The sequence below is a fragment of the Serratia sp. PL7 genome (assembly GCF_945957435.1).
The window spans coordinates 1-19,890 of sequence record NZ_CAMFLB010000049.1; the positions used below are offsets into that span (position 1 = coordinate 1).

A 19,890-nucleotide genomic window follows, 5' to 3' on the forward strand; every position below is an offset into this window, starting at 1 on the left:
ACTCATACCCGATTTCCTGAAACAGCTCGCTTGCCGCCTGCAAAATTTCAGCCCGGCGCACCTCTGGCGTTTTCACTGTACGTACCATAATAAATCCCTCTTTTGCGTATGGAGTAGCGCTACGGTATTAATTGACTGACGGTCAGTCAATTAAAAAATGCAGTTTTTTTACACGCAATGGCCGAGGTAGACATTCCGCAGATTACCTTCAGTATCTGACGACCGCTCTGAACTAGTCCCTCTCATTTTTGGGGGAGAGTGGAACATCGAGTATGTGTCATCATTTTGTTTCCCCCATCCAACTCGTTATCTTTCAATAACTAATTAGAGTTAGTTCGAGTTTGCGCTGCCTCGCAAAATTCAATCAACAACTGAACAACCTGCCGGAACTTGACCAAAGACAACATTTTTTGTGGGGTCTATGGTATCCCTACGCACGGTGTAATGGCGAAAATCTGTTCTAACAAGAACTTAACGACTAATAAAAGCACTGCTCTCAAGCAGGCAAAATGGATGGGATGCTTATGAATAAGGTAAGCAAGTTATTGATGCTATTTCTGGCAGGGATGTACGCGGTTTTTCTCTCTTTCTCGGCACAGGCAGATGCGACACCTGCCGCCACGCCGCAGAAGGTTGAAGCCAAGAATGAAACCTTCTCTGCACCTCACCCTGACCAATATAAGTCCTGGCAGGCGACTTCCGAGCAGTCCGATCGGGTAGACGCTTTGGCTGGCGACCCGCGTCTGGTCATTCTTTGGGCCGGATACCCGTTTGCCAAGGATTACAACAAGCCGCGTGGGCATGCCTATGCCATCACGGATATCCGTGAATCCTTACGTACCGGTGCACCAAAAACGGCAGAAGATGGCCCGTTGCCAATGGCCTGCTGGAGCTGCAAAAGCCCGGACGTTGCCAGGGTGATCGCCGAACAGGGCGAAGCGAGTTATTTCCATGGTAAATGGGCGCGTGGCGGGCCGGAAATCGTCAATAACCTCGGCTGTGCGGACTGCCACAATACCGCTTCCGCTGATTTTGCCGCCGGTAAACCTGCGCTGCAACTTTCCCGCCCTTATGCGGCTCGCGCTATGCAGACGATCGGCAAGCCGTTTGATCAGGCAGGCCGCTTCGACCAGCAATCGATGGTGTGTGGGCAGTGCCACGTTGAGTATTACTTTGATGGTAAAGACAAAGCGGTGAAATTCCCTTGGGACAAGGGCACTACGGTCGATGACATGGAAGTGTATTACGACAACATCGAGTTTTCCGACTGGACCAACCCGCTGTCCAAGACGCCAATGCTAAAAGCTCAACATCCAGAATATGAAACCTGGAGCGCGGGTATTCATGGCAAGAACAACGTCACCTGTATCGACTGCCATATGCCGAAAGTGCAAAACGCCCAAGGCAAGATCTACACCGATCACAAAATTGGCAACCCGTTCGATAACTACGAACAAACCTGTAAGAACTGCCACACCCAGGATAAAGCCAGCATGCAGGCGGTGGTGGAAAAACGTAAGCAGGATATCAACGAGATCAAGCTGAAGGTAGAAGACCAACTGGTTCACGCGCACTTTGAGGCGAAAGCGGCCTGGGATGCCGGTGCCTCCGAAGCTGAGATGAAGCCTATCTTGACCCACATCCGTCATGCGCAATGGCGCTGGGATTATTCCATTGCTTCCCACGGTATTCAAATGCATGCGCCAGAAGTTGCATTGCGCATTTTGGGCACCGCGCTCGATCAGGCAGCACAGGCTCGGACTCAGTTGATCCGTCTGCTAGCGACCAAGGGCATCACCACTGAAATCCCACTGCCAGACATTTCCACCAAGGAAAAGGCTCAGTTGGCGCTGGGTATGGACATGCCGCAGTTGAACGCCGAAAAGCAGGAATTCCTCAAGACGGTGGTACCGCAGTGGGAAGAACAGGCACGTAAAACCGGGCTGTTAGGCAAATAACCCCTCCGCCCCGTGTGCGGGGCGTAAACAAATGGAGTCAATATGAGCGTACTGCGTTCGTTATTAACTACCGGGGTGCTTGCCTGTAGCCTTTGGCTGACAGTATTACCGGTATCGGCCCAGACCGACAGCCCCGCTGTTCAACAGAAATCGGCGGAAGTCACCTTGCAACGTAATCCGGATGAGGCCTGCCTGCGCTGCCACAAGCCGCAACAAAATGCGATGCACGGTAAACATGCGGGAGCCATTAACCCGAATAACAAATTGCCACTGACCTGCACCAACTGTCACGGTTTACCTTCGCTGCATCACCGTGAGGGCGTGAAGGATGTGATGCGTTTCAACGAGCCGATGTTCGGCGTGGAACAGCAAAACAGCGTTTGCCTGTCCTGCCATTTGCCAGAGACATTGCAAAAAGCCTTCTGGCCGCATGATGTGCATTTGGCCAAGGTGAGCTGCGCCAGCTGCCATACCTTGCACCCGCAGCAAGATAAGGTTCAGGGGCTGAACGACAAGGGGCGGATCAAGCTCTGCGTGGACTGCCACCGTCAGCAACAGGATGATCCCGCGTTTAATCCAGCGTCCGTAAGGCTGGATAAGGGGCAGCCATGAGCTGCTCACGGCGCCGTTTTATCGTAGGCATTGGCGTGTTGGCGGCTGGCTCGACCCTGGCGGAAAAGCTGCTGGCGCGCACCATGAACGTCAATGGCATCCGTTACGGCATGATCCACGATGAGTCGCGTTGCATCGGCTGTACCGCCTGTATCGATGCCTGCCGCGAAGTCAATCAGGTGCCGGTGGGCGTTTCACGCCTGGAGATCGTCCGCAGCGAACCGATAGGCCAATTTCCGGACGTGAAATACCGGTTTTTCCGCCATTCGTGCCAGCATTGCGATGATGCTCCCTGTGTGCATGTCTGCCCAACCGGAGCCTCGTTTATCGATGCCGCCAGCGGCATTGTCGACGTGAACCCGGATCTCTGTGTCGGTTGCCAATACTGCATCGCTGCGTGCCCTTACCGGGTACGCTTTATTCATCCGGTGAGCAAAACGGCGGATAAATGCGATTTTTGCCGCAAGACCAACCTGCGGCAGGGCTGTGAAGAACGAATAGATTTGATACTTCCGGGAACATGAGGAATTAAGCGGAAACTCGCGGGATTGCTGGGGTCGGCTCAAAATTGGATTTGATACCGGTTTGAAGAAAATGAAGCCGATCGGCAAATCATTTGATACTGCTACTTTCTGGACTTTAAAACTACAAAACCATCGTTCAAAATCAATTCTAACATGCTTCTAAAAAAACAGGCCGGTAAAATGCGGCTGGCTGTACCGCGATGCAACGAAAGGTTAGGAACCGCATTAACTGGCCTTCTTGCTGGAACTGGATGGGCCTGGCTTGGCTACATCTTCACCTGCTTCAGGTGACCCTTTTTTCAGTTGTTCATTGAGTCTCAATAAACGCATCTGTTCTTCTTGGGAAAGCTCTAGCAGCGCGGTTGTTGACTCATTAACGTTGTTTAAAAGTGCCAATACACCCTTTGCTCCAAGTTTTGCAAAAGTATCAATGAGTTTAGATTTCTCTTCACTGTTTAAAGCTTCAAAGAACATTGTCCACGTTAGAGCCATAAATCTCTCGTCTCTTAGCGGTGTTGCCGAGTACCCAATGCTGTAGGTACTGTTTTGACCGTGAAAATCGAGGTTATTTTTTTGATCATGATGTGAAACGTCAGATTCGTCAGCAATCAGAATCCCCTTTACCCCAGTCGCAAGCCATTCAACAGACACCCCTTCTACATTAGCTATCTTTAATGCCACATTGAGTGATGGCTCAGTACCTCGAGTCAGATAGTTGTTTAATGTGGAGAACGACAATCCCCACGCCCGAGCTGCAGCTCGTACAGTCCGCGTGCCAATTAATTGACGAATCCTCATTGAAATACTTTCTTTTGCTGACTCATCAAAAGAAAAGTTTGTTTCTTTTTCGCTACTCATTTTCCTTTCCTTGTAACTTTATGAAACTACTAAAAAAATCAAAATAGACAACAATAAAACCCAAAAAGACAAAAGAAAGAGGCGGATTTTCTTTACTTGTGCTCTTTGTGGATCAATACTTATTCCAACGGATAACCCCGCAGGATTATTCCAGCGGATAACTTTTAAGAGTAAACGAACTATGGAAAGAAATGAAGTGCGTGACTGGCATCGCATTGACATTGTCGCCGAGCTTCACAAGCGCGGCGTGACAATGCGCAGCCTTTCCACCAGTGCGGGGTTAAGTCCCGACACACTGAAAAATGCGCTGGCTCGTTCATACCCTAAAGGTGAGCGCATCATCGCGAATGCTCTCAATCTGGAACCGTCTTTAATCTGGCCCAGCCGCTACAGCAAGGACTTGTGATCATGTTTGCCACGGTGAATGAATTAGCGGGCCTGCCGGGTTTACCGGGAACGCCACAGGGCATCAGAGCCATGATGGGCAAACTGGTCAAACAGAATCAGACTCTGGTCCGTAAGCGTCAGGGAAGTAAGGCGTTTGAGTATCACATTGACAGCCTTCCTCTGGTTGCTCAAAAAGCGCTGCGTGACCGTCAGGTTAAAGAGCTGATGAACAATCAGGATGCAGCGTTGCCTGCTCCTGAGCGTTCAGCGGTGACGGAAAAGAGTGATACCCGGTTATCGCTTTACCGTGATCACCCCGTGCTGATGGAGCAAAAGCTCACTGGCTTAACCAGCGACCAACAAAAGATTGCTGATGCCCGTATTGCGCTGGTATCGGAAGTCATGAAGCTGGGGGAAATACCGGGATTCAGCTGCGCCAAAGCCATCAGGGAAATCGTCCGACGGTCCCGCAGCGGCGAGTTACCTGAGCATCTGGCCACACAGGTGACGTTAGCCAATGCCAAAAAAGGTTCATCACGCACCCTGAGCGAGATCTCCCTTAAGCGCTGGATGGCTGATTTCAAAAAAGCCAGAACATCGACTGAGCGTCTGGTACTCCTTGCACCTGGTAAGCGCCAGCGCGTGGAGCCTGAGGAAATTGCGTGGTTGCCTGATTTTCTGGCGTATTACCGTAATCCCAATGGTGTGACGATGGCTGAGGCATACGAGGATTTTATACATAGCTGGTATTCGCGATATTCGGATCAGCCGGAGATGCTTTTCTCTGCTCCGTCCTATAACACAGTGCGCTATGCGATGGATAAGCTGCCGGAAGTGGTAAAACAGCATCGCCGGATCACCGGCAGTGAAGCCCGTCAGATTGAGGGATTTGTACGCCGTGACTGGCTTTGCCTGCCGGTTAATTACGTCTGGATCGGGGATGGCCACGGCATGAAGATGAAAGTCGCCTCTCCTGAACATGGTAACCCTATCACACCAGAAGTGACGTTCATTCTGGACGGGAGCTGCCGATATATTGTGGGCTGGAGTCTGGCGCTGTCAGAAAGCGTTATTGCCGTTGCTGATGCCCTGCGTCACGGCATTAAGAATAACGGGGTGCCTTATATCTATTATTCCGATAACGGTGGCGGTGAGACCAATAACACGCTTGACGCTAATATCACCGGTATTTTACCGCGTCTCGGGGTTGACCACCGTCTGGGTATTCCTGAGAACCCGCAAGGGCGCGGCATCATTGAGATCCTCAACAAAACGCTGGGGATGCGTATCTCCCGTCAATTTTCCACCTACTACGGAACTGGCGCGGATAAAAGCACTACACGTAAGGTATCAAAATCCCTCATCGCCGCGCTGAACGCGGTGGATAAAGGGCGCGAACTGACTGTTAAGCAGGAACAGACTCTTCGCGATTTCCCGTCATGGAATGAGCTTATTGGGGAGATTGAAGCCGGGGTTCACTGGTACAACAACCGCGCCCACGATTCGCTGCCGTTGAAAGCTAATGGCGAGCATTTCACGCCAGCGCAGTTTCGTAAATACAAGCTGGAAAAGGAAAAAACCGAGATTGAATGGCTCTCCGACATTGAGCTTCGCCATATGTTTATGCCGGAGACTGAGTGCTCGGTCAGACGTTGCGAAATTCAGCTTTTCAATAACCTTTATTATTCCGAAGCACTTCGCGAAGAGCATGGCCGCAAGGTCCGTGTTAGTTACGACATTCACGATGCTACGAAGATTATCGTTCGTCGGATGGATGGTTCGCTGATATGTGAAGCCATCTGGGACGGCAACAAGAAAGCAGCATTCCCTGTTACGGCGGAATACTGGCAAAAACAGAAACGCATCAAAGGTATGCGCGAGCGTGGTGAGAAAAAAGTCCGTCTGGCCGAGGCCGAAAATGTGCTCACCCTCTCCGAACCAGCAGGGCCGGACTGGCTGGACAGCAATGTCTATCGCCCTGTCAGCCGGGCGGTTCCCGCTATGCAGGTTGTGTCTGAAGAAGAGGAATACAGCGAGGATGAATACCTGAATAACTCGCTGGATATGCTGGAATCAAATAAACGTAAAAACGCTATTTAAGGCCGTTTAAATACCCTTCAAATAATGGAGTGAATTATGTCTGAGGTGAATATTTCCGATATTCGCGAGGTTCTGCGCAACCTTGTTGATGGTAACCGATTTACTTTTGCTCAGGTTGCCCGTGAAACCGGCTTATCAACCGGTGTGGTCAGTGGCTTCATGAATAATAAATATGCAGGCGATAACGACCGTGTAGAACTGGTTCTGCAACGCTGGGTTACAAAGCAGCATTCTGCCGCCGAGTTGCCAGCGCCACCACGTTTTATTGAGACCCCGACCGTTAAACAAATCTGGACAGCCTTTCGCTATGCCCACCTGACGGAGTGCATCGGCGTGGTCTGCGGCAACCCCGGCGTAGGTAAGTCAGAGGCGGCACGTGAATATTGCCGCAGTAACGATAACGTCTGGCTGATAACGATCACCCCGTCCTGCGCCAGTGTGCTGGAGTGCCTGACCGAACTGGCCTATGAGCTGGGGATGAATGATGCGCCGCGCCGTAAGGGGCCACTGGCCCGCGCCCTGCGACGCCGTCTTGATGGTACTCAGGGCCTTGTCATTATTGATGAAGCTGACCATCTGGGCGCGGAAACGCTCGAAGAGCTTCGCCTGCTGCAGGAGGCCACCCGCGTCGGGCTGGTGCTGATGGGTAACCACCGCGTCTACAGCAACATGACCGGCGGTAACCGCACCGTCGAGTTCGCCCGCCTGTTCTCACGTATTGCCAAACGTGTGGCGATTAACAAGACCAAAAAGGCGGATGTGGAAGCGATTGCTGATGCCTGGCATATCGACGGTGAAAAAGAGCGTGAACTGCTTCAGAAGATTGCGCAGAAACCCGGCGCACTACGCATCCTCAGTCATTCCCTGCGGCTTGCAGCGATGACGGCTCACGGCGCAGGTCAGGCTGTCAGCGAGAGCTACATCCTCAAGGCGCTGCGCGATCTGGATCTGGATGTTGATGTTTCGACGTTATTAAGGGGTTAACACCATGATTACTGAACGTATTGCTGAACATGTTGGTATGGCCACCGCTGCGCAGGCATGGCTGCAGGCGCGCGGTAGTCGTGTTACGGAGATGCGGGTGTGGATGCGCCGCCCGTGTCTGGAAATCACCTGTCCGCCGACTGAACTGGTGAACAGGGCTAATCATCTGATTGAACGCTGCCCCACCGGGACCCGCTCCGTGTGGATGGCCACTCTCGAAGGTTGTCATGTTATCTGGAGGTAGTTATGCAAAAGCGCCGTAAGTGGACCAAGTCCGAAATTCAGTTTGTCTGTGAGAATGCCGGGAAAATGACGGCAGCGGAGATGGGCGAGAAACTTAACCGCACCCGTCAGGCCATTCAGTCTCAGGCTAACCGCTGGGGCTTGTCCGTTCTGGTTAAACCATCGGATGATCATGATATCTACCTTTGCCGTGAGCTTTATAAAGAGGGCCTGACCATTCCTGTTATTGCCGAAAAAATGGAATTAAGTCGCCGTGTTGTTTCGAATATTGTTTATTCAGATTGCTATTAATTCAGTGAGGACTTTATGAATACTGCAAATACCATCCCGGACGGTTACCGGATTAACGCTCAGGGTCACCTGGTTCCTGAGTCACAGATTAAACCACTGGATAAACTGCGTGATGAAGTGGTGCTCGGCATCGTGGAGGCAGCTCGTCTGCAGCGTCAGTATCTGGTCGAGTTCAAGCTCGGTTCTATGGCGAAAATCGGTGATTTTATCGACCTTTCAGCAGCGGAATACGGTGTGGAGTATGGCGGTGCCAAAGGCAATGTCACTCTGGTCAGCTTTGATGGCCGTTACAAGCTGGTTCGCGCCGTAGGCGAGCATCGCATCTTTGACGAGCGCATTCAGGCAGCAAAAAAGCTGATTGATGACTGCATTCATGAATGGTCTGCCGGGGCTAACGAAAAAATTATGGCAATGGTCGATCATGCCTTCCGCGTCAATAAACAGGGCCGGATTGATATCAATCAGGTTCTGGGTCTCCGCTCACTGAATATTGACGATGCCAAATGGAATGAAGCAATGGACGCTGTGGCCGATGCTATTCAGGTCACAGGAACCAGTCAGTATCTGCGTTTATATGAGCGTCAGGACGATGGCACTTATAAGCAAATATCGCTGGATTTAGCCAAACTCTGAATATTCGTTAATTAACTTTGTTTAATTTCCGGCGTCAGCGCCGTGGGGTTGCTCACGCCGAAAATCAGTAAGGACATATTATGAATGCTAAAAATACTGCTATTTATGACGCGGCTTTATCTAAATGGGGATTTGAATCACAGGTGCTTGTTCTTTCTGAAGAAGCCAGCGAATTATCAGCTGCCTGCTCGCGTTTTCTTAACCACAAAACCGACAGCAGCAAAGTGGCTGAAGAAGCGGCGGATGTCGAGATCATGATTGAGCAACTGCGTCATAACGGGATGGGCCCGATGATTGACCATGAAAAGAACCGCAAGATGGTGCGTCTGGCTCAGGTTGTTGGTGTTGAGTCACAACCTGTCAGCCCCTTTGGTCCGTCCGTTATGGGGCTTCTGGAGGAAGCGACCGAACAGATGGCGCTGGCAGAAACCCTCTATCGCGACACCAAAACCAGCAATCGCTATGCCGCCGCCCGCGCCCGTATGGCCGTCAGTCTGCTGATGCAGGCTGCTCAGAAGATGATGCGCGAGCAGCAGTATGCCGAACGTATGCGGGCGGAGGATAAAGCTCATGATTAATTTAGAGCAGATTAAAGCTGATATTGCGGCCCGCAAGGCGATGCCAGCATGGGGGCCTCAGACGTCTATCGAGCGCATAAAGACTATCAACGCCACGCTTCCCAGCTTTTCGCTGAAAACGGTTGAGGCGCTGGTAGAGATGCTGGAGTCCCGCACCGTCACCGTGAAGCTGCCGCCAAAAATTGAGCGCGACGATGCTACTGGCTGGTTTATGTACAACGGCGGCCGCGTCGGCGGAGGTGCAGCCGAGTGGTACAACAAGGCGCTGGATGATGTCAGTTCTGTGATGGCCACCACTGGCACCAGCGCTGAGGATAGTAGCGTCGATGCTGATGTGAGCGACAGAAATCAGCCGGGGATGGTTGTAGCGGTACATATCGATGTCGGCGACTTCGTGAAATTCAGCGGTCAGGTGTATGAGGTGAAGGAAACCTACTTTGACGATCACGACGTAACTCTATGGTTCGTTTGTGGCGAAGCGCTGAAATGCTCAGCAGGTTGCCAGATAGAAGTGGTTTCAGCGCCAGGGGAGGCAGAGTAAATGATTGCAACAATCGGCACATTTCTGTTCTGGGGCGTTGTCATCGTTGCGGGCGCTACCGCTGTAATTTGCGCATTTATCGGCTTTATGTTCCTCGTCAACTACAGGCGGTAACCAATGACCCGCTCAAACGCAATCCAGATTATCCATATCGCCAAAAGCCAGCTGGCGCTTGACGATGACACTTACCGCTCCTTGCTGGGGGCAGTAGTTCCCGGCAAGTCGAGCTGCCGCGAGATGACCATCGTCGAGCTGCAGAACGTTATCCAGGCGCTGGAGGCTAAGGGGTTCAAAAGCAAACCTCAGCGCCGTTCTAAGCGCCGCATGTCTGCCCCGTCAGACGTGAGCCTGAAAATCCGTGCAATATGGAAAACGATGTTTAAAGAGGGTTTTATCCGGGATGGTAGCGATATTGCGCTCGACCATTTTGTCCAGCGCCAGACTCGCATCCGTAATGGCGGTGCTGGCGTATCCAGCCTTGAGTGGTTACGAGCCGACGCCGAGGACAACCTGCTAGAGAGCCTGAAGCAATGGCATATCCGGGAGATGAAAAAAGCCATGCTGGCACACCATGCCCGACTCCCCGAAAACCCGGTCACCGGTGACGAAAGCCGGGACTATGACACAATCTGCAGCGCTTACGCTGACGCAGCCAGAAGGTGGAAAAAATGAGTGATGATCTCTTTGGTGATGTGCAGGACGACAGCATTCTTGAGCACATGGATGATAGTGACTTGGAAAATGTTAAATTTCCTGTTCTCATTGCTGAGCTAAATGACCTGTTACGGTATGAGTTTCAGCGTATTGGGATTGCCCCCTCTCACTCTATTGAAGTCGTTTCCGCGATCTGCAGCCAGTTAGGTGGTATCCAGATTTATCTTCCGCGCGGGAAGGTTCTTGAGTATTTTATCCGTGATATTAAAATCTGGCGTGATTACACTGGAGATAATGTTAAAGAGCTGGCTCATAAGTATGAAGTTACGTTTAATACTATTTATAAGGCTATCCGCAGAATGAGACGTATTGAGCACCTTAAGAGACAACCCAAACTGTTGTGAGTATGAGGAACATATGAAGAAAAAAATAGGAATTGTAATGTTGATGGGGCTGCTTCCCTTTACTTCTTTGGGGAAAGAGCTTCCAACATCAGATTATGTATTATCACAACTACAGTCAGGAAAGTTGGTCAATGACGGGAAGTGGATAGAGAAAAACAATAACGATGGGAAAGCTTACCAAAGCCTCAAGTCAGGCGAGTATAGTTTTACATTGTCAAAAGACTTTTTCGAAGTTGCTCAATCAGTAGATCCCAATGGGATAGATTCAGAGAATAATGCTCTTAAAGTTCATACGGTTTGTCTTATGATTGCCACAATAGGATTAAAACGGAATCTTACTGAACAAGAGAACTCAGCGGTTATTGATACAGTTGCTGGCTCAGCACAAATTGTTCCGACCGGAGCTTATAGTGTTGTCGATGGATTTGATTTTTATAGTTTGATTAAAGCTGTTAATGGTAATCCAGTTTTTACCTGCGGCCTCAGAAACGCAATTCATTAAAAACAACAAAGCCGGTTAATCCGGCTTTTTTTTTGCCTGTCGCAAAATGGGATTTGTCAGATTGACTCAATCCCAAAGGTGCAGGCATGACAACATCATTTACCCCCGCATTTTCCCACGCGCTCGCTTTCGTTCTTGCCCGCGAAGGTGGTTATGTTAATGACCCGACCGACAAAGGCGGCGCCACTAAACACGGCATTTCCGACAAGCGCGATGGTCTTGCCGATGGCAAAACCGACGTCGATGGCGATGGCAAGCCCGATACCCGCATTAAGGGCCTGACCGAAGAACAGGCCGGGCAGATTTATTTCCGCGATTACTGGTATCCGGCTTATTGCACTGACTGGCCAGACGGTATCTCACTCTTTGTCTTTGATTCCTCCGTGCAGCATGGCGCTAAAAAAGCGATCCAGCTCCTGCAGGATGCGGTTGGCGTCACCGCTGATGGCATTATCGGCCCAAAAACCCGCACCGCAGTAGCCTCTGCAGATGCTGAATGGCTCCTGACTCGCTGCTTCCTGCGTCGCTCCCGTTATTACGCCGACATCATCAAATCCAATTCTTCTCAGGGTAAATACCTCAATGGCTGGTTTAACCGACTGGATTTACTGGCGAACGCCTGTCAGGAGGTCATTGGCGGTCAGGTCTCGGTTCCCCGGAGCTGAGCATGGGTAAAGGCTGGGATTCATCGTTACGTGCGGGGCGGCGCGATCGCCTCCGTCAGGAAGTGCTTCACCGGGTTGCCGGTGGCCCTCCACCCGTTCCACGCGATTACAAAGGCTGCGACGGCACTCATGCCAGTTATTACCGCAGGGGCTGGGACTCCGTCGATACACGAGACATCGTCTGGCAGTGCCAGCGATATAAGGAAAAGCATAATGTTTAAATTAAATACCGACGGGCTGATTCAGGCGTTGATCCGGGTATTTCAGTCCGGCTGGTCTGTGGTCGCTCTCATCGGGTTATCGCTGCTGGTCAGTTGTTTCTATGGCCGTCAGGCATTTGTTGTCTGGTGGCTGACGTTCTCCGGTGCCCTGTTAATAGCGGCAAGTATCTGGCTAGGAAACCTGCCTTATCGTTTACGTCAGCCTGACCGCCCGGCCCGAAAATGGGTGAGTTGTGTCTCATGGCTGATCTGGGCTTTCGGCGCTTTTCTGCTGGCCTTTGCCCCCGTCTTTGCAACCAGTCCGTCGTCATGCTGCTTAACCCTCTCGCCGGTCTGACTGTGGTCATTCTGTATGCCTGGCTGGTTCGTAAGGAGGTAATAAATTGGATCCTGTAACGCTTTCCACTATTGCCTCCGTCCTGCTGAAGGCCGGACCTTCTCTGGTTCGCACTGTCGGCGGCTGGTTCGGCAGCGACAGTACCACGGCGAAAGCCGCTGACTCGGTGGCCAGTATTGTCGAGACCGTCAACGGTGCCATCAACCCCGCCGACCAGCAGCGTGTTCTGGAGCAGAAGCTGGCGCAGTTGCCGCCCGAGCAGCTTGTCCAACTGGAGGGCCTCAAGGTACAACTGCAGCAGTTCCAGCTGGAGCGGGACAAGGCGCAGATGGCAGACCAGCAGGCCGCACACCACGAACAGCAGGAAACCATCCGCAACGGCGACAACGCCACGGACGAATATGTCCGCCAGACCCGCCCGCTGATGGCCCGCTTATCCCTCTACAGCAGCATTGCTTACGTGATGATCATGTCTCTGGGCCAGCAGGCTGGTGCGGTGGCAGGTGCCTTTGGTCATGCGTTTTCCATGCCCGAACCGGACTGGGATATCGCGCTCATGCTGGCAACCCCGGCGCTGGGCTATCTGGGTTTCAGGACGCTGGACGGTTTCGCCCGGTACAGCAAATCCAGCAAACACAAGGTCATGGTGGGTAAATGACCAAAGCGTTTGATCGCGCCAGCGACCTTGAAATGGAAGAACGCGAACGGGCCTTAAACAACCATTTAAACCGGGTTAAAGAGCTGCCGGAGAATTACGGATTTTGTAACGACTGCGGTGCGGCTATTCCTGTAGCCCGACTTCAGGCATTGCCGTATGTCGCGACCTGTGTCACCTGTCAGTCCATCAGAGATATCAGGGGGAAGCATGGGCTGGGAAATTATTAAGGGCAACTGGGCGATCATCTGGGCTCTGTTTATGTCTGCCGTGAACGTCATTCAGCTCCTGCTGGCCAAAACCTACGTCAAACGTGAGGAGCTGGAGCTGATGCGTACCCGACTGCAGAGCATTGAGAACACTATCGCGGGGCTACCCAGTCAAAAAGACCTGCACCAGCTGCAGCTAGAAATGAGTAATTTGCGGGGTGACCTCCGCGAACTGGGACCGGCGATTCGCCAGGTGAAACATGTCAGCGATCTGCTTCTGGAAAACGAGCTGAAGGAAAAATAAGAGGTGACTATGCGTGACATTCTCGACCAGGACCAGCGCCTGGTTATTCTGCGATCTCTTGTCGAATGCGGCGACAGTGCCAACGAGTCGATTCTGCAGACGTGCCTGCAGACGTATGGCCATCGCGTTTCCCGCGATACGGTGCGCACGCATCTGGCGTGGTTGCGTGAGCAGGGTCTGGTCAGTCTGACGGATGTTTCCGGCTGTTATGTGGCGGAAATCACCGGTCGCGGTGACGACGTCGCCAGCGGTCTGGCCACGGTTCCGGGGGTGAAAAAGCCCCGCGCGAGGGGATAATGATGGCTAAAACTAAACCTTATACCGAAGCACAGCGGCGTATTTTTTATCAACTGGCCGCAGTGATGGTTTGCTCAGAGATTGAGTCTCAGGTTATCGCGCCGTTCAGCGAGAAAGAGACCGGAAAACCTTATGACCGCAGCTCCCCTGATAGCTTTACCAACACGTTTCTGAACAAGAATCCTGAGTTCAGACGTGCATTCGAAACGCTGGGCCGGGCTATCGCCAGAGAGCGGAAAAACCAGCTTCAGATGGCAAAGGCATCAAGGAGCAAACATGGCAGTTGAAAAACCGACCCGTGGCCGCCCCTCCAAAATCGACCTGCTGCCGGATGGCGTTCGCGACCAGCTGCACCAGATGCTGCGCGAGAAACGTCATACCCAGGAAGAGATCCGCGAGGCCATCAACGAACTGATTGACGGCCACAACTTGCCAGAAGACATGAAACTGAGCCGCACGGGGCTGAATCGCTACGCCAGTCGTATGGAGGAGTTCGGAGCAAAGATTCGCGCCTCCCGCGAAATGGCCGAAATCTGGGCCGCTAAGCTGGGGTCTGCGCCGACGTCTGACGTTGGCAAATTGTTGATGGAGTTTGTGAAAACGCTGGCATTCGAAACATCGATGTCACTCGCAGAAGAAGAAGGCCCGGTTGAGCCGAAGGCTCTCGGCCAGCTGGCGCTGGTTGCTCAGCGTCTGGAGGCGGCAGCGATGGCCAGCCATAAACGTGAGAAAGAGATCCGCCAGGCCTTCGCCGAAGAAGCCGCCGCGCAGGCGGAGAAAATCACCAAAAGCGCCGGGCTTTCTGCGGAAACCGCCGCTGATATCCGTCGCCAGATTCTGGGGATCGTATGATGGCCGGACCATTGTCATCGCAGGAACAGTTACGTAATCAGTCCGCCAGCGCCATTCTGGCGGGCGAGTTCGACGCGGATCAGGTGCTGCTGCCGTATCAGCGCCGGTGGATTGCGGACACGTCCCAGCTCAAGATTGCCGAGAAATCCCGTCGTACCGGCCTGACGTGGGCGGAAGCCGCCGAGGCGGCGCTCAGCGGGTCAATGTCACCGGAAGCCGGGGGAACCGACACCTTCTATGTCGGCACCACCAAAGACATGGCGCGTGAGTTTATCGACGCCTGCGCTATGTGGGCGAAGGCATATAGTCTCGCGGCCTCAGCGATTGGCGAGGAAGCGCTGGAGGATGACGACAAGGACATACTGGTTTACGTCATCAACTTTGCCAGCGGCTTCAAAATCAAGGCGCTGTCGTCCAACCCCTCAAACCTGCGCGGTATGCAGGGTAACGTCATCATCGATGAAGCAGCATTTCAGAAAGACCTCGCTGCCGTACTGAAAGCGGCGCTGGCGCTGACCATGTGGGGCTCTAAGGTCCGCTTGATCTCCACCCATAACGGCATTGAAAACCTGTTCAATACCATCATCACTGACAGCCGTGCGGGCAAAAAACGGTACTCCGTTCACCGTATTGATATTGAGCTGGCCATCAGCGAGGGGTTGTATCGTCGTATCTGCCAGGTGACGAAAAAGCCGTGGTCACCAGATGCTGAAGCGGAGTGGCTGGCGAATCTGCTGAGCGATACCGCCACTGAAGAAGACGCCCGCGAGGAATACTATTGCGAGCCGAAGAACGGCGGCGGCACCTATCTGGCCCGCTCCATCCGCGAGCGTGCCGCGCGGGGCTCCGGTCCCGTTCTGCGTTTCACCGGCACGGCAGAATTCAATGCCATGCCGGAAATCATCCGCGCACTGGATATGCAGGAGTGGCTGGATAAGGTGGTGCTGCCTGTGCTGAACACGCTCCCGCAGAACCTCCGCCACTGTCTCGGCGAGGACTTCGCGCGGTCGGGTCACCTGACGGTCTTTGCGCCGATGACCGTCAACGACGACACCACGCGTACCGTACCGTTCCTTGTCGAGTTGGCCAACGTTCCCTACAAGCAGCAGGAGCAGGCGCTGTTCTTTATCTGCGACAGGCTACCGCGCCGCGACGGTATCAAGTTGGATGGACGGGGGAACGGTAACTATCTTGCCGAACAGGCGGCGGAGAAGTACGGCGCAGAGGTGGAGGTGGTCATGCCTTCCGTCGCCCACTACCGCGAGAACATGCCGCGCTTCAAGGCTGCGTTCGAAGACGATGAGCTGGTCCTGCCGAAGCATGAAGATGTCATCAGCGACCTCGGGCAGATTGTCGTTCAGCGCGGGGTGCCTGGAATTGATGACCGGGAGAATACCGGCAGCGATGGCCACAAGCGTCACGGCGACAGCGCGTATGCGATCTTCCTTGCCTTTCTCGCCAGCAAAGAAGACTGCCAGCGCTATGAGCTGCATCGGCTTAACAAATCCCAACAGCAGCGCAATAGCGACAGTCGCCGCCAGTTGCGCATCACACGTGGCCTTAAAAATCAGCGAGGACTGCTTTGATGCTGAAGAAACTCTCCGGTGCGATCCGACGCCTGCTTAACCCGGCAACCGATGAAACCGTCTCCGTTAATGAAACCGATATGACCCAGCCCGAAGCGCGGGCCAGACGCGCCAGCGTCAGGTCGCCCTCTGCGGGCATCAGCGTGGCGAGCACCTTATCCCCGGCGAGATTAGCCGGGGTCCTGCGCAATGTGACCGAGGGAAACGCACGGGACTACTTCATCCTTGCGGAAGAGATGGAAGAGCGTGACCTACACTACGCAAGCGTACTGCGTACCCGCAAGCTGACCGTGGCCGGTATCCCTCCTGCAGTAGAGGCGGCCAGCGACGATGAGCATGACGTATTGCTGGCTGATGCTGTTCGCGATCTTGTCGAGCAGCCGCAAATCCCGGAGCTGTTATTTGATCTGCTCGATGGCCTCGGTAAAGGTGTTGGGGTCTGCGAAATTCTGTGGAGTACCCGTGATGGCTGGATGCCGCGTGATTATGAGTGGGTTGACCCGCGGTTCCTGAAACCCGACAGCGACACACTGCGCGAGTTCCGTTTGTTGACTGACGAACAGCCGGTGGACGGTATTCCCCTGACGCCGGGAAAATATGTGCTGCATTATCCCCGGCTGAAGTCTGGTTTGCCCCTGCGAAATGGTCTGGCCCGTCTGGTGGCGGTGATGTATATGCTCAAGTCCTTCACCGTGCGTGACTGGTGGGCGTTTGCCGAGAAGTTTGGTATTCCCATCGTCGTTGGTAAGTACGGTAATAATGCCTCCGATGAGCAGATTAGGACCCTCATCGATGCGATCGCCTCTATTGCATCGGATGCAGGCTGCGCCATCCCCCAAAGTATGCAACTGGAGATGCAGGAAACTGCCAGCCGCAACGGTGGTGGCGCACTGTTCAAGGAAATGGCGGAATGGTGCGACGCCCAGACCAGTAAGGCCGTACTGGGGCAGACCATGACCACCGACGACGGCAGCTCGCGATCTCAGGCCGACGTGCATGACCGGGTGCGCATGGATATTGCCCGCTGGGATGCCCGTCAACTGGAGAACACTCTAAATGAGTTTCTGGTACGCCCGTTTATCCAGTTCAACTATGGGCCGCAGGAAAAGTACCCGCGTGTGAAGCTGACTATCAGCGAACCGGAGGACCTCAAAGCCTTTGTCGATGCGCTTATCCCCCTGGTCGATCGTGGTCTGCGGGTGCAGGAATCGGAGGTCCGGGACAGGTTCGGTCTGGCTGAGCCGGAGAACGGCGCAGCGGTACTCTCACCTTCTAACAGCTTCTCCGCCTTCAGCCCTGCACCGGCACTCAACCGTGAGCAACTGGCGCTTAACCGTTCTCAGGACGATGAGATTGACGTGATGGCCAGCGAGGCGATGAAAGACTGGGAGCAGACCGGCGATGCCTTTACCAGTCCGGTGCTGCAGCTGGCGAAAGACGTCGGGAGCTTTGAGGAGTTTCTGGCGCGTCTGCCGGACCTGCAGAAGACGCTGGAGCCTGCCGCGTTCGTCGAGCAGCTGGCTATGCTGAGCTTTAAGGCGCGGACGCTGGGAGATGCGAATGATGGCTAAGGCTCCCGATATTATCCCCAAAGAGGCACTGGCCTGGCTGAAGTCGAAAAAGCTGACGCCGGGCTTCGATTACCGTGATGTGTGGCGGCAGGAGCACAGCATCGGTTTCACTGTGGCGAAGATGACCCAGCTCGACCTGCTCTCTGACGTCAGGGCGCTGGTTGAAGACGCGATGGCCAGCGGCCAGTCGTTCGCCGAGTTCCGGGAGGTGCTGAAGCCCCTGCTGGTGAAGCGTGGATGGTGGGGTCAGCAAATGATGGATGATCCGCTGACAGGTGAGACAAAGCCGGTGCAGCTCGGCAGCGATCGTCGTCTGCGCACTATCTACGATACCAACATGCGCACTGCCCGCAGCGCCGGTCAGTGGGACCGCATCCAGCGCACTAAGCGCGCGATGCCCTATCTGCTCTATACGCTGGGCCCGTCACGCGAGCACCGCGCCGAGCACCTGAAATGGGCGAACCTTTGCCTGCCGGTGGATGACCCGTTCTGGCTGACCCATTTCTGCCCCAACGGCTGGGGCTGTAAATGCGGGGTTCGCCAGGTCAGCAAATACGAGTACGATCAGCTACAGAAAAATGGCGTCCCGCGCAACGTGCAGCAGCTCGACGACAGCGGCCAGCCTACCGGTCACGTTGTCCGACAGACTGTACCGGTCCGCACCGAAGCGCCGCCCGTCAAACGGGTGAAGTGGGTTAACAAGCGCACCGGTGAAGAGGAGATGGTGCCGGAGGGGATTGATCCGGGCTGGGACTACAATCCGGGCACGCGCCGACAGGCTGAGCTTGAGCGCCAACTGGCCGCGAAGCAAAGCGCCTTCGACAGTGATAACTAACCGAGGCGGTAATCCGCCTCAAACGCGCTCAGGGACTTTACCGGCATTTGTGGTACGATGATTCTCTGAAAATTTCTTAAACGCGCCACGGCGTTTTTGAACGGGGTTTGAACGTGGTTCCCCGCTGCGTTTGCCGTAACTCTTCCTTTATATACAGTAAAAGAAGTTAATCCGGTTTCTTCCTTTATATAGCCGACACTGTCCGTCAGTTACCTTTAACGACGGACAGCACCATGCCAAAGCCTGCAACACAACTCGAATTTCTGGCCCTGTGCTTTGAGCTTCCCGACCTTTCGGAGGCCAGCACGCCTCTGCCGGAATGGTTGCCGATGATCCCTGCGGGAACATTCACTGGCCGGGATGGCCGTTCCTGGGTAAACGACAATCCGCAGGCCTTCATTGCCACGTCCTTTCGTTACCCGACGTTGCCGTTTGATGCCGAGCATTCCACCGAGCTGCTTGGCCCTAAAGGTGAAGAAGCTCCGGCCTATGCCTGGATTGATGCCATGCGTGTCAACGCTGACGGCAGCATTGATGGTCATATCGAGTGGACGCCTGACGGCGAAGCGCTCGTTCGCGGTAAGAAGTACCGCTATTACAGCCCGGCTTTCCGTCATTTCTCTACCGGTCAGGTCTCGCATCTGTCCAGCGCTGGCCTGACCAACAAACCCAACCTGTATTTACCCGCACTTAACTCGGAGAACACCATGCCTGTACCTGTGCAGATTGCCACGGCACTGGGTCTGGCTGAGACCGCGTCGGTTGACGACGCCGTATCAGCGATCCAGACCATCAAAAACAGTGAATCGCTTGCGCTGAACCGTGCTCAAAACCCGGACCTGTCGAAGTTTATCCCGCTGGAGACCCATCAACTGGCGCTCAATCGCGCTCAGACAGCAGAGGACCGCCTGAAGACGCTGGATGAGAAAACGGCTACCGCGCTGGTTGACGATGCCGTGACCGCCGGGAAAGTCGCGCCCGCTAACCGCGATATGTATCTGGCCCTTTGCCGTACTGAAGATGGTCGCCAGAAGTTTGAAGCGTTCGTAAAAACTGCGCAGCCATTGGTTAATCAGGACCCGTCCAAAG

27 protein-coding genes and 1 pseudogene are annotated in these 19,890 nt (G+C 53.8%); 27 read left to right on the forward strand and 1 reads right to left on the reverse strand.

What is annotated here, in order from left to right; all coding sequences use genetic code 11:
• The first annotated feature begins 566 nt into the window (after window positions 1-566).
• The 3 genes and pseudogenes from nrfA to N6G83_RS52655 all read left to right on the forward strand — a co-directional run.
• On the forward strand, window positions 567-1,958 hold the full coding sequence (nrfA, locus tag N6G83_RS52645) for an ammonia-forming nitrite reductase cytochrome c552 subunit (protein ID WP_260524350.1): 1,392 nt from the start codon (window positions 567-569) through the stop codon (window positions 1,956-1,958).
• A 42-nt stretch (window positions 1,959-2,000) separates the two neighbouring features.
• A complete protein-coding gene (gene nrfB / locus N6G83_RS52650) occupies window positions 2,001-2,570 on the forward strand; it encodes a cytochrome c nitrite reductase pentaheme subunit (RefSeq protein ID WP_199062231.1) in 570 nt (189 codons plus the stop codon).
• A pseudogene (locus tag N6G83_RS52655) lies at window positions 2,567-3,055 on the forward strand (4Fe-4S dicluster domain-containing protein); the annotation flags it as partial. The gene nrfB and the pseudogene N6G83_RS52655, both read left to right, overlap by 4 nt.
• A 264-nt stretch (window positions 3,056-3,319) precedes the next feature.
• On the opposite strand, the gene N6G83_RS52660 reads toward N6G83_RS52655, so the two are convergent.
• Window positions 3,320-3,952: a helix-turn-helix domain-containing protein gene (locus N6G83_RS52660; protein WP_094898211.1), complete on the reverse strand. Its 633-nt coding sequence runs from the start codon at window positions 3,950-3,952 to the stop codon at window positions 3,320-3,322.
• A 181-nt stretch (window positions 3,953-4,133) separates the two neighbouring features.
• Here N6G83_RS52660 and N6G83_RS52665 point away from each other — a divergent pair, with 181 nt between their 5' ends.
• The 24 genes from N6G83_RS52665 to N6G83_RS52780 all read left to right on the forward strand — a co-directional run.
• A complete protein-coding gene (locus N6G83_RS52665) occupies window positions 4,134-4,358 on the forward strand; it encodes a helix-turn-helix domain-containing protein (protein WP_094898210.1) in 225 nt (74 codons plus the stop codon).
• 2 nt (window positions 4,359-4,360) lie between these two features.
• On the forward strand, window positions 4,361-6,439 hold the full coding sequence (locus N6G83_RS52670) for a Mu transposase C-terminal domain-containing protein (RefSeq protein WP_094898209.1): 2,079 nt from the start codon (window positions 4,361-4,363) through the stop codon (window positions 6,437-6,439).
• Window positions 6,440-6,475: 36 nt separating this feature from the next.
• A complete protein-coding gene (locus N6G83_RS52675; protein ID WP_260524343.1) occupies window positions 6,476-7,423 on the forward strand; it encodes an AAA family ATPase in 948 nt (315 codons plus the stop codon).
• A gap of 4 nt (window positions 7,424-7,427) precedes the next feature.
• Entirely contained in the window at window positions 7,428-7,667 is a 240-nt protein-coding gene (locus N6G83_RS52680; RefSeq protein ID WP_004114539.1) for a hypothetical protein, read from the forward strand.
• Between the two features lie 2 nt (window positions 7,668-7,669).
• On the forward strand, window positions 7,670-7,957 hold the full coding sequence (locus N6G83_RS52685) for a hypothetical protein (RefSeq protein ID WP_047720501.1): 288 nt from the start codon (window positions 7,670-7,672) through the stop codon (window positions 7,955-7,957).
• A gap of 15 nt (window positions 7,958-7,972) precedes the next feature.
• A complete protein-coding gene (locus N6G83_RS52690) occupies window positions 7,973-8,590 on the forward strand; it encodes a DUF3164 family protein (protein ID WP_180239510.1) in 618 nt (205 codons plus the stop codon).
• 80 nt (window positions 8,591-8,670) lie between these two features.
• The gene (locus tag N6G83_RS52695; protein ID WP_260524344.1) at window positions 8,671-9,168 is read left to right on the forward strand and encodes a hypothetical protein; all 498 of its coding nucleotides are present in this window, start codon (window positions 8,671-8,673) and stop codon (window positions 9,166-9,168) included.
• The gene (locus tag N6G83_RS52700) at window positions 9,161-9,709 is read left to right on the forward strand and encodes a hypothetical protein (RefSeq protein WP_260524345.1); all 549 of its coding nucleotides are present in this window, start codon (window positions 9,161-9,163) and stop codon (window positions 9,707-9,709) included. The genes N6G83_RS52695 and N6G83_RS52700 overlap by 8 nt, the downstream gene beginning before the upstream one ends.
• A gap of 117 nt (window positions 9,710-9,826) precedes the next feature.
• Entirely contained in the window at window positions 9,827-10,381 is a 555-nt protein-coding gene (locus N6G83_RS52705; RefSeq protein WP_180239508.1) for a gp16 family protein, read from the forward strand.
• Window positions 10,378-10,767 (forward strand): Mor transcription activator family protein, encoded by a 390-nt coding sequence (locus N6G83_RS52710; RefSeq protein ID WP_044348550.1) that lies wholly within the window; start codon window positions 10,378-10,380, stop codon window positions 10,765-10,767. The genes N6G83_RS52705 and N6G83_RS52710 overlap by 4 nt, the downstream gene beginning before the upstream one ends.
• A 13-nt stretch (window positions 10,768-10,780) precedes the next feature.
• Window positions 10,781-11,269: a hypothetical protein gene (locus tag N6G83_RS52715; protein ID WP_044348552.1), complete on the forward strand. Its 489-nt coding sequence runs from the start codon at window positions 10,781-10,783 to the stop codon at window positions 11,267-11,269.
• Between the two features lie 86 nt (window positions 11,270-11,355).
• Entirely contained in the window at window positions 11,356-11,934 is a 579-nt protein-coding gene (locus N6G83_RS52720) for a glycoside hydrolase family 108 protein (RefSeq protein WP_260524346.1), read from the forward strand.
• Window positions 11,935-11,936: 2 nt separating this feature from the next.
• The gene (locus tag N6G83_RS52725) at window positions 11,937-12,155 is read left to right on the forward strand and encodes a hypothetical protein (RefSeq protein WP_016807470.1); all 219 of its coding nucleotides are present in this window, start codon (window positions 11,937-11,939) and stop codon (window positions 12,153-12,155) included.
• A complete protein-coding gene (locus N6G83_RS52730) occupies window positions 12,148-12,492 on the forward strand; it encodes a hypothetical protein (RefSeq protein WP_260524347.1) in 345 nt (114 codons plus the stop codon). The genes N6G83_RS52725 and N6G83_RS52730 overlap by 8 nt, the downstream gene beginning before the upstream one ends.
• A gap of 46 nt (window positions 12,493-12,538) precedes the next feature.
• On the forward strand, window positions 12,539-13,150 hold the full coding sequence (locus N6G83_RS52735) for a hypothetical protein (RefSeq protein ID WP_016807468.1): 612 nt from the start codon (window positions 12,539-12,541) through the stop codon (window positions 13,148-13,150).
• Window positions 13,147-13,377 carry a TraR/DksA family transcriptional regulator gene (locus tag N6G83_RS52740; protein ID WP_047720492.1) on the forward strand — a complete coding sequence of 77 codons (231 nt, stop codon included), beginning with the start codon at window positions 13,147-13,149 and terminating at the stop codon, window positions 13,375-13,377. Before N6G83_RS52735 ends, N6G83_RS52740 begins: the two co-directional genes overlap by 4 nt.
• Window positions 13,358-13,660 (forward strand): DUF2730 domain-containing protein, encoded by a 303-nt coding sequence (locus tag N6G83_RS52745; protein WP_016807466.1) that lies wholly within the window; start codon window positions 13,358-13,360, stop codon window positions 13,658-13,660. Before N6G83_RS52740 ends, N6G83_RS52745 begins: the two co-directional genes overlap by 20 nt.
• Before the next feature lie 9 nt (window positions 13,661-13,669).
• Window positions 13,670-13,957 carry a hypothetical protein gene (locus N6G83_RS52750; RefSeq protein ID WP_016807465.1) on the forward strand — a complete coding sequence of 96 codons (288 nt, stop codon included), beginning with the start codon at window positions 13,670-13,672 and terminating at the stop codon, window positions 13,955-13,957.
• Window positions 13,957-14,244 (forward strand): hypothetical protein, encoded by a 288-nt coding sequence (locus tag N6G83_RS52755; RefSeq protein ID WP_032751429.1) that lies wholly within the window; start codon window positions 13,957-13,959, stop codon window positions 14,242-14,244. The genes N6G83_RS52750 and N6G83_RS52755 overlap by 1 nt, the downstream gene beginning before the upstream one ends.
• Complete coding sequence (locus tag N6G83_RS52760; RefSeq protein ID WP_064365542.1) at window positions 14,234-14,809, forward strand: DUF3486 family protein; 576 nt, start codon at window positions 14,234-14,236, stop codon at window positions 14,807-14,809. The genes N6G83_RS52755 and N6G83_RS52760 overlap by 11 nt, the downstream gene beginning before the upstream one ends.
• Window positions 14,806-16,395, forward strand: coding sequence for a terminase large subunit domain-containing protein (locus tag N6G83_RS52765; protein ID WP_260524348.1), 1,590 nt, complete (start codon window positions 14,806-14,808; stop codon window positions 16,393-16,395). Before N6G83_RS52760 ends, N6G83_RS52765 begins: the two co-directional genes overlap by 4 nt.
• Window positions 16,395-17,966 (forward strand): DUF935 domain-containing protein, encoded by a 1,572-nt coding sequence (locus tag N6G83_RS52770; protein WP_064793971.1) that lies wholly within the window; start codon window positions 16,395-16,397, stop codon window positions 17,964-17,966. Before N6G83_RS52765 ends, N6G83_RS52770 begins: the two co-directional genes overlap by 1 nt.
• Window positions 17,959-18,801: a phage minor head protein gene (locus N6G83_RS52775; RefSeq protein ID WP_064355716.1), complete on the forward strand. Its 843-nt coding sequence runs from the start codon at window positions 17,959-17,961 to the stop codon at window positions 18,799-18,801. The genes N6G83_RS52770 and N6G83_RS52775 overlap by 8 nt, the downstream gene beginning before the upstream one ends.
• A 233-nt stretch (window positions 18,802-19,034) precedes the next feature.
• Window positions 19,035-19,890 (forward strand): phage protease (locus tag N6G83_RS52780; protein WP_260524349.1); only part of this gene is annotated, 856 nt, incomplete at its 3' end.

Bases quoted from the DNA above. Each gene is read 5' to 3' on its own strand.
- nrfA (WP_260524350.1), top strand. From the start codon at position 567: ATGTACGCGGTTTTTCTCTCTTTCTCGGCACAGGCAGATGCGACACCT.
- nrfB (WP_199062231.1), top strand. From the start codon at position 2,001: ATGAGCGTACTGCGTTCGTTATTAACTACCGGGGTGCTTGCCTGTAGC.
- N6G83_RS52660 (WP_094898211.1), bottom strand. From the start codon at position 3,952: ATGAGTAGCGAAAAAGAAACAAACTTTTCTTTTGATGAGTCAGCAAAA.
- N6G83_RS52665 (WP_094898210.1), top strand. From the start codon at position 4,134: ATGGAAAGAAATGAAGTGCGTGACTGGCATCGCATTGACATTGTCGCC.
- N6G83_RS52670 (WP_094898209.1), top strand. From the start codon at position 4,361: ATGTTTGCCACGGTGAATGAATTAGCGGGCCTGCCGGGTTTACCGGGA.
- N6G83_RS52675 (WP_260524343.1), top strand. From the start codon at position 6,476: ATGTCTGAGGTGAATATTTCCGATATTCGCGAGGTTCTGCGCAACCTT.
- N6G83_RS52680 (WP_004114539.1), top strand. From the start codon at position 7,428: ATGATTACTGAACGTATTGCTGAACATGTTGGTATGGCCACCGCTGCG.
- N6G83_RS52685 (WP_047720501.1), top strand. From the start codon at position 7,670: ATGCAAAAGCGCCGTAAGTGGACCAAGTCCGAAATTCAGTTTGTCTGT.
- N6G83_RS52690 (WP_180239510.1), top strand. From the start codon at position 7,973: ATGAATACTGCAAATACCATCCCGGACGGTTACCGGATTAACGCTCAG.
- N6G83_RS52695 (WP_260524344.1), top strand. From the start codon at position 8,671: ATGAATGCTAAAAATACTGCTATTTATGACGCGGCTTTATCTAAATGG.
- N6G83_RS52700 (WP_260524345.1), top strand. From the start codon at position 9,161: ATGATTAATTTAGAGCAGATTAAAGCTGATATTGCGGCCCGCAAGGCG.
- N6G83_RS52705 (WP_180239508.1), top strand. From the start codon at position 9,827: ATGACCCGCTCAAACGCAATCCAGATTATCCATATCGCCAAAAGCCAG.
- N6G83_RS52710 (WP_044348550.1), top strand. From the start codon at position 10,378: ATGAGTGATGATCTCTTTGGTGATGTGCAGGACGACAGCATTCTTGAG.
- N6G83_RS52715 (WP_044348552.1), top strand. From the start codon at position 10,781: ATGAAGAAAAAAATAGGAATTGTAATGTTGATGGGGCTGCTTCCCTTT.
- N6G83_RS52720 (WP_260524346.1), top strand. From the start codon at position 11,356: ATGACAACATCATTTACCCCCGCATTTTCCCACGCGCTCGCTTTCGTT.
- N6G83_RS52725 (WP_016807470.1), top strand. From the start codon at position 11,937: ATGGGTAAAGGCTGGGATTCATCGTTACGTGCGGGGCGGCGCGATCGC.
- N6G83_RS52730 (WP_260524347.1), top strand. From the start codon at position 12,148: ATGTTTAAATTAAATACCGACGGGCTGATTCAGGCGTTGATCCGGGTA.
- N6G83_RS52740 (WP_047720492.1), top strand. From the start codon at position 13,147: ATGACCAAAGCGTTTGATCGCGCCAGCGACCTTGAAATGGAAGAACGC.
- N6G83_RS52745 (WP_016807466.1), top strand. From the start codon at position 13,358: ATGGGCTGGGAAATTATTAAGGGCAACTGGGCGATCATCTGGGCTCTG.
- N6G83_RS52750 (WP_016807465.1), top strand. From the start codon at position 13,670: ATGCGTGACATTCTCGACCAGGACCAGCGCCTGGTTATTCTGCGATCT.
- N6G83_RS52755 (WP_032751429.1), top strand. From the start codon at position 13,957: ATGATGGCTAAAACTAAACCTTATACCGAAGCACAGCGGCGTATTTTT.
- N6G83_RS52760 (WP_064365542.1), top strand. From the start codon at position 14,234: ATGGCAGTTGAAAAACCGACCCGTGGCCGCCCCTCCAAAATCGACCTG.
- N6G83_RS52765 (WP_260524348.1), top strand. From the start codon at position 14,806: ATGATGGCCGGACCATTGTCATCGCAGGAACAGTTACGTAATCAGTCC.
- N6G83_RS52770 (WP_064793971.1), top strand. From the start codon at position 16,395: ATGCTGAAGAAACTCTCCGGTGCGATCCGACGCCTGCTTAACCCGGCA.
- N6G83_RS52775 (WP_064355716.1), top strand. From the start codon at position 17,959: ATGGCTAAGGCTCCCGATATTATCCCCAAAGAGGCACTGGCCTGGCTG.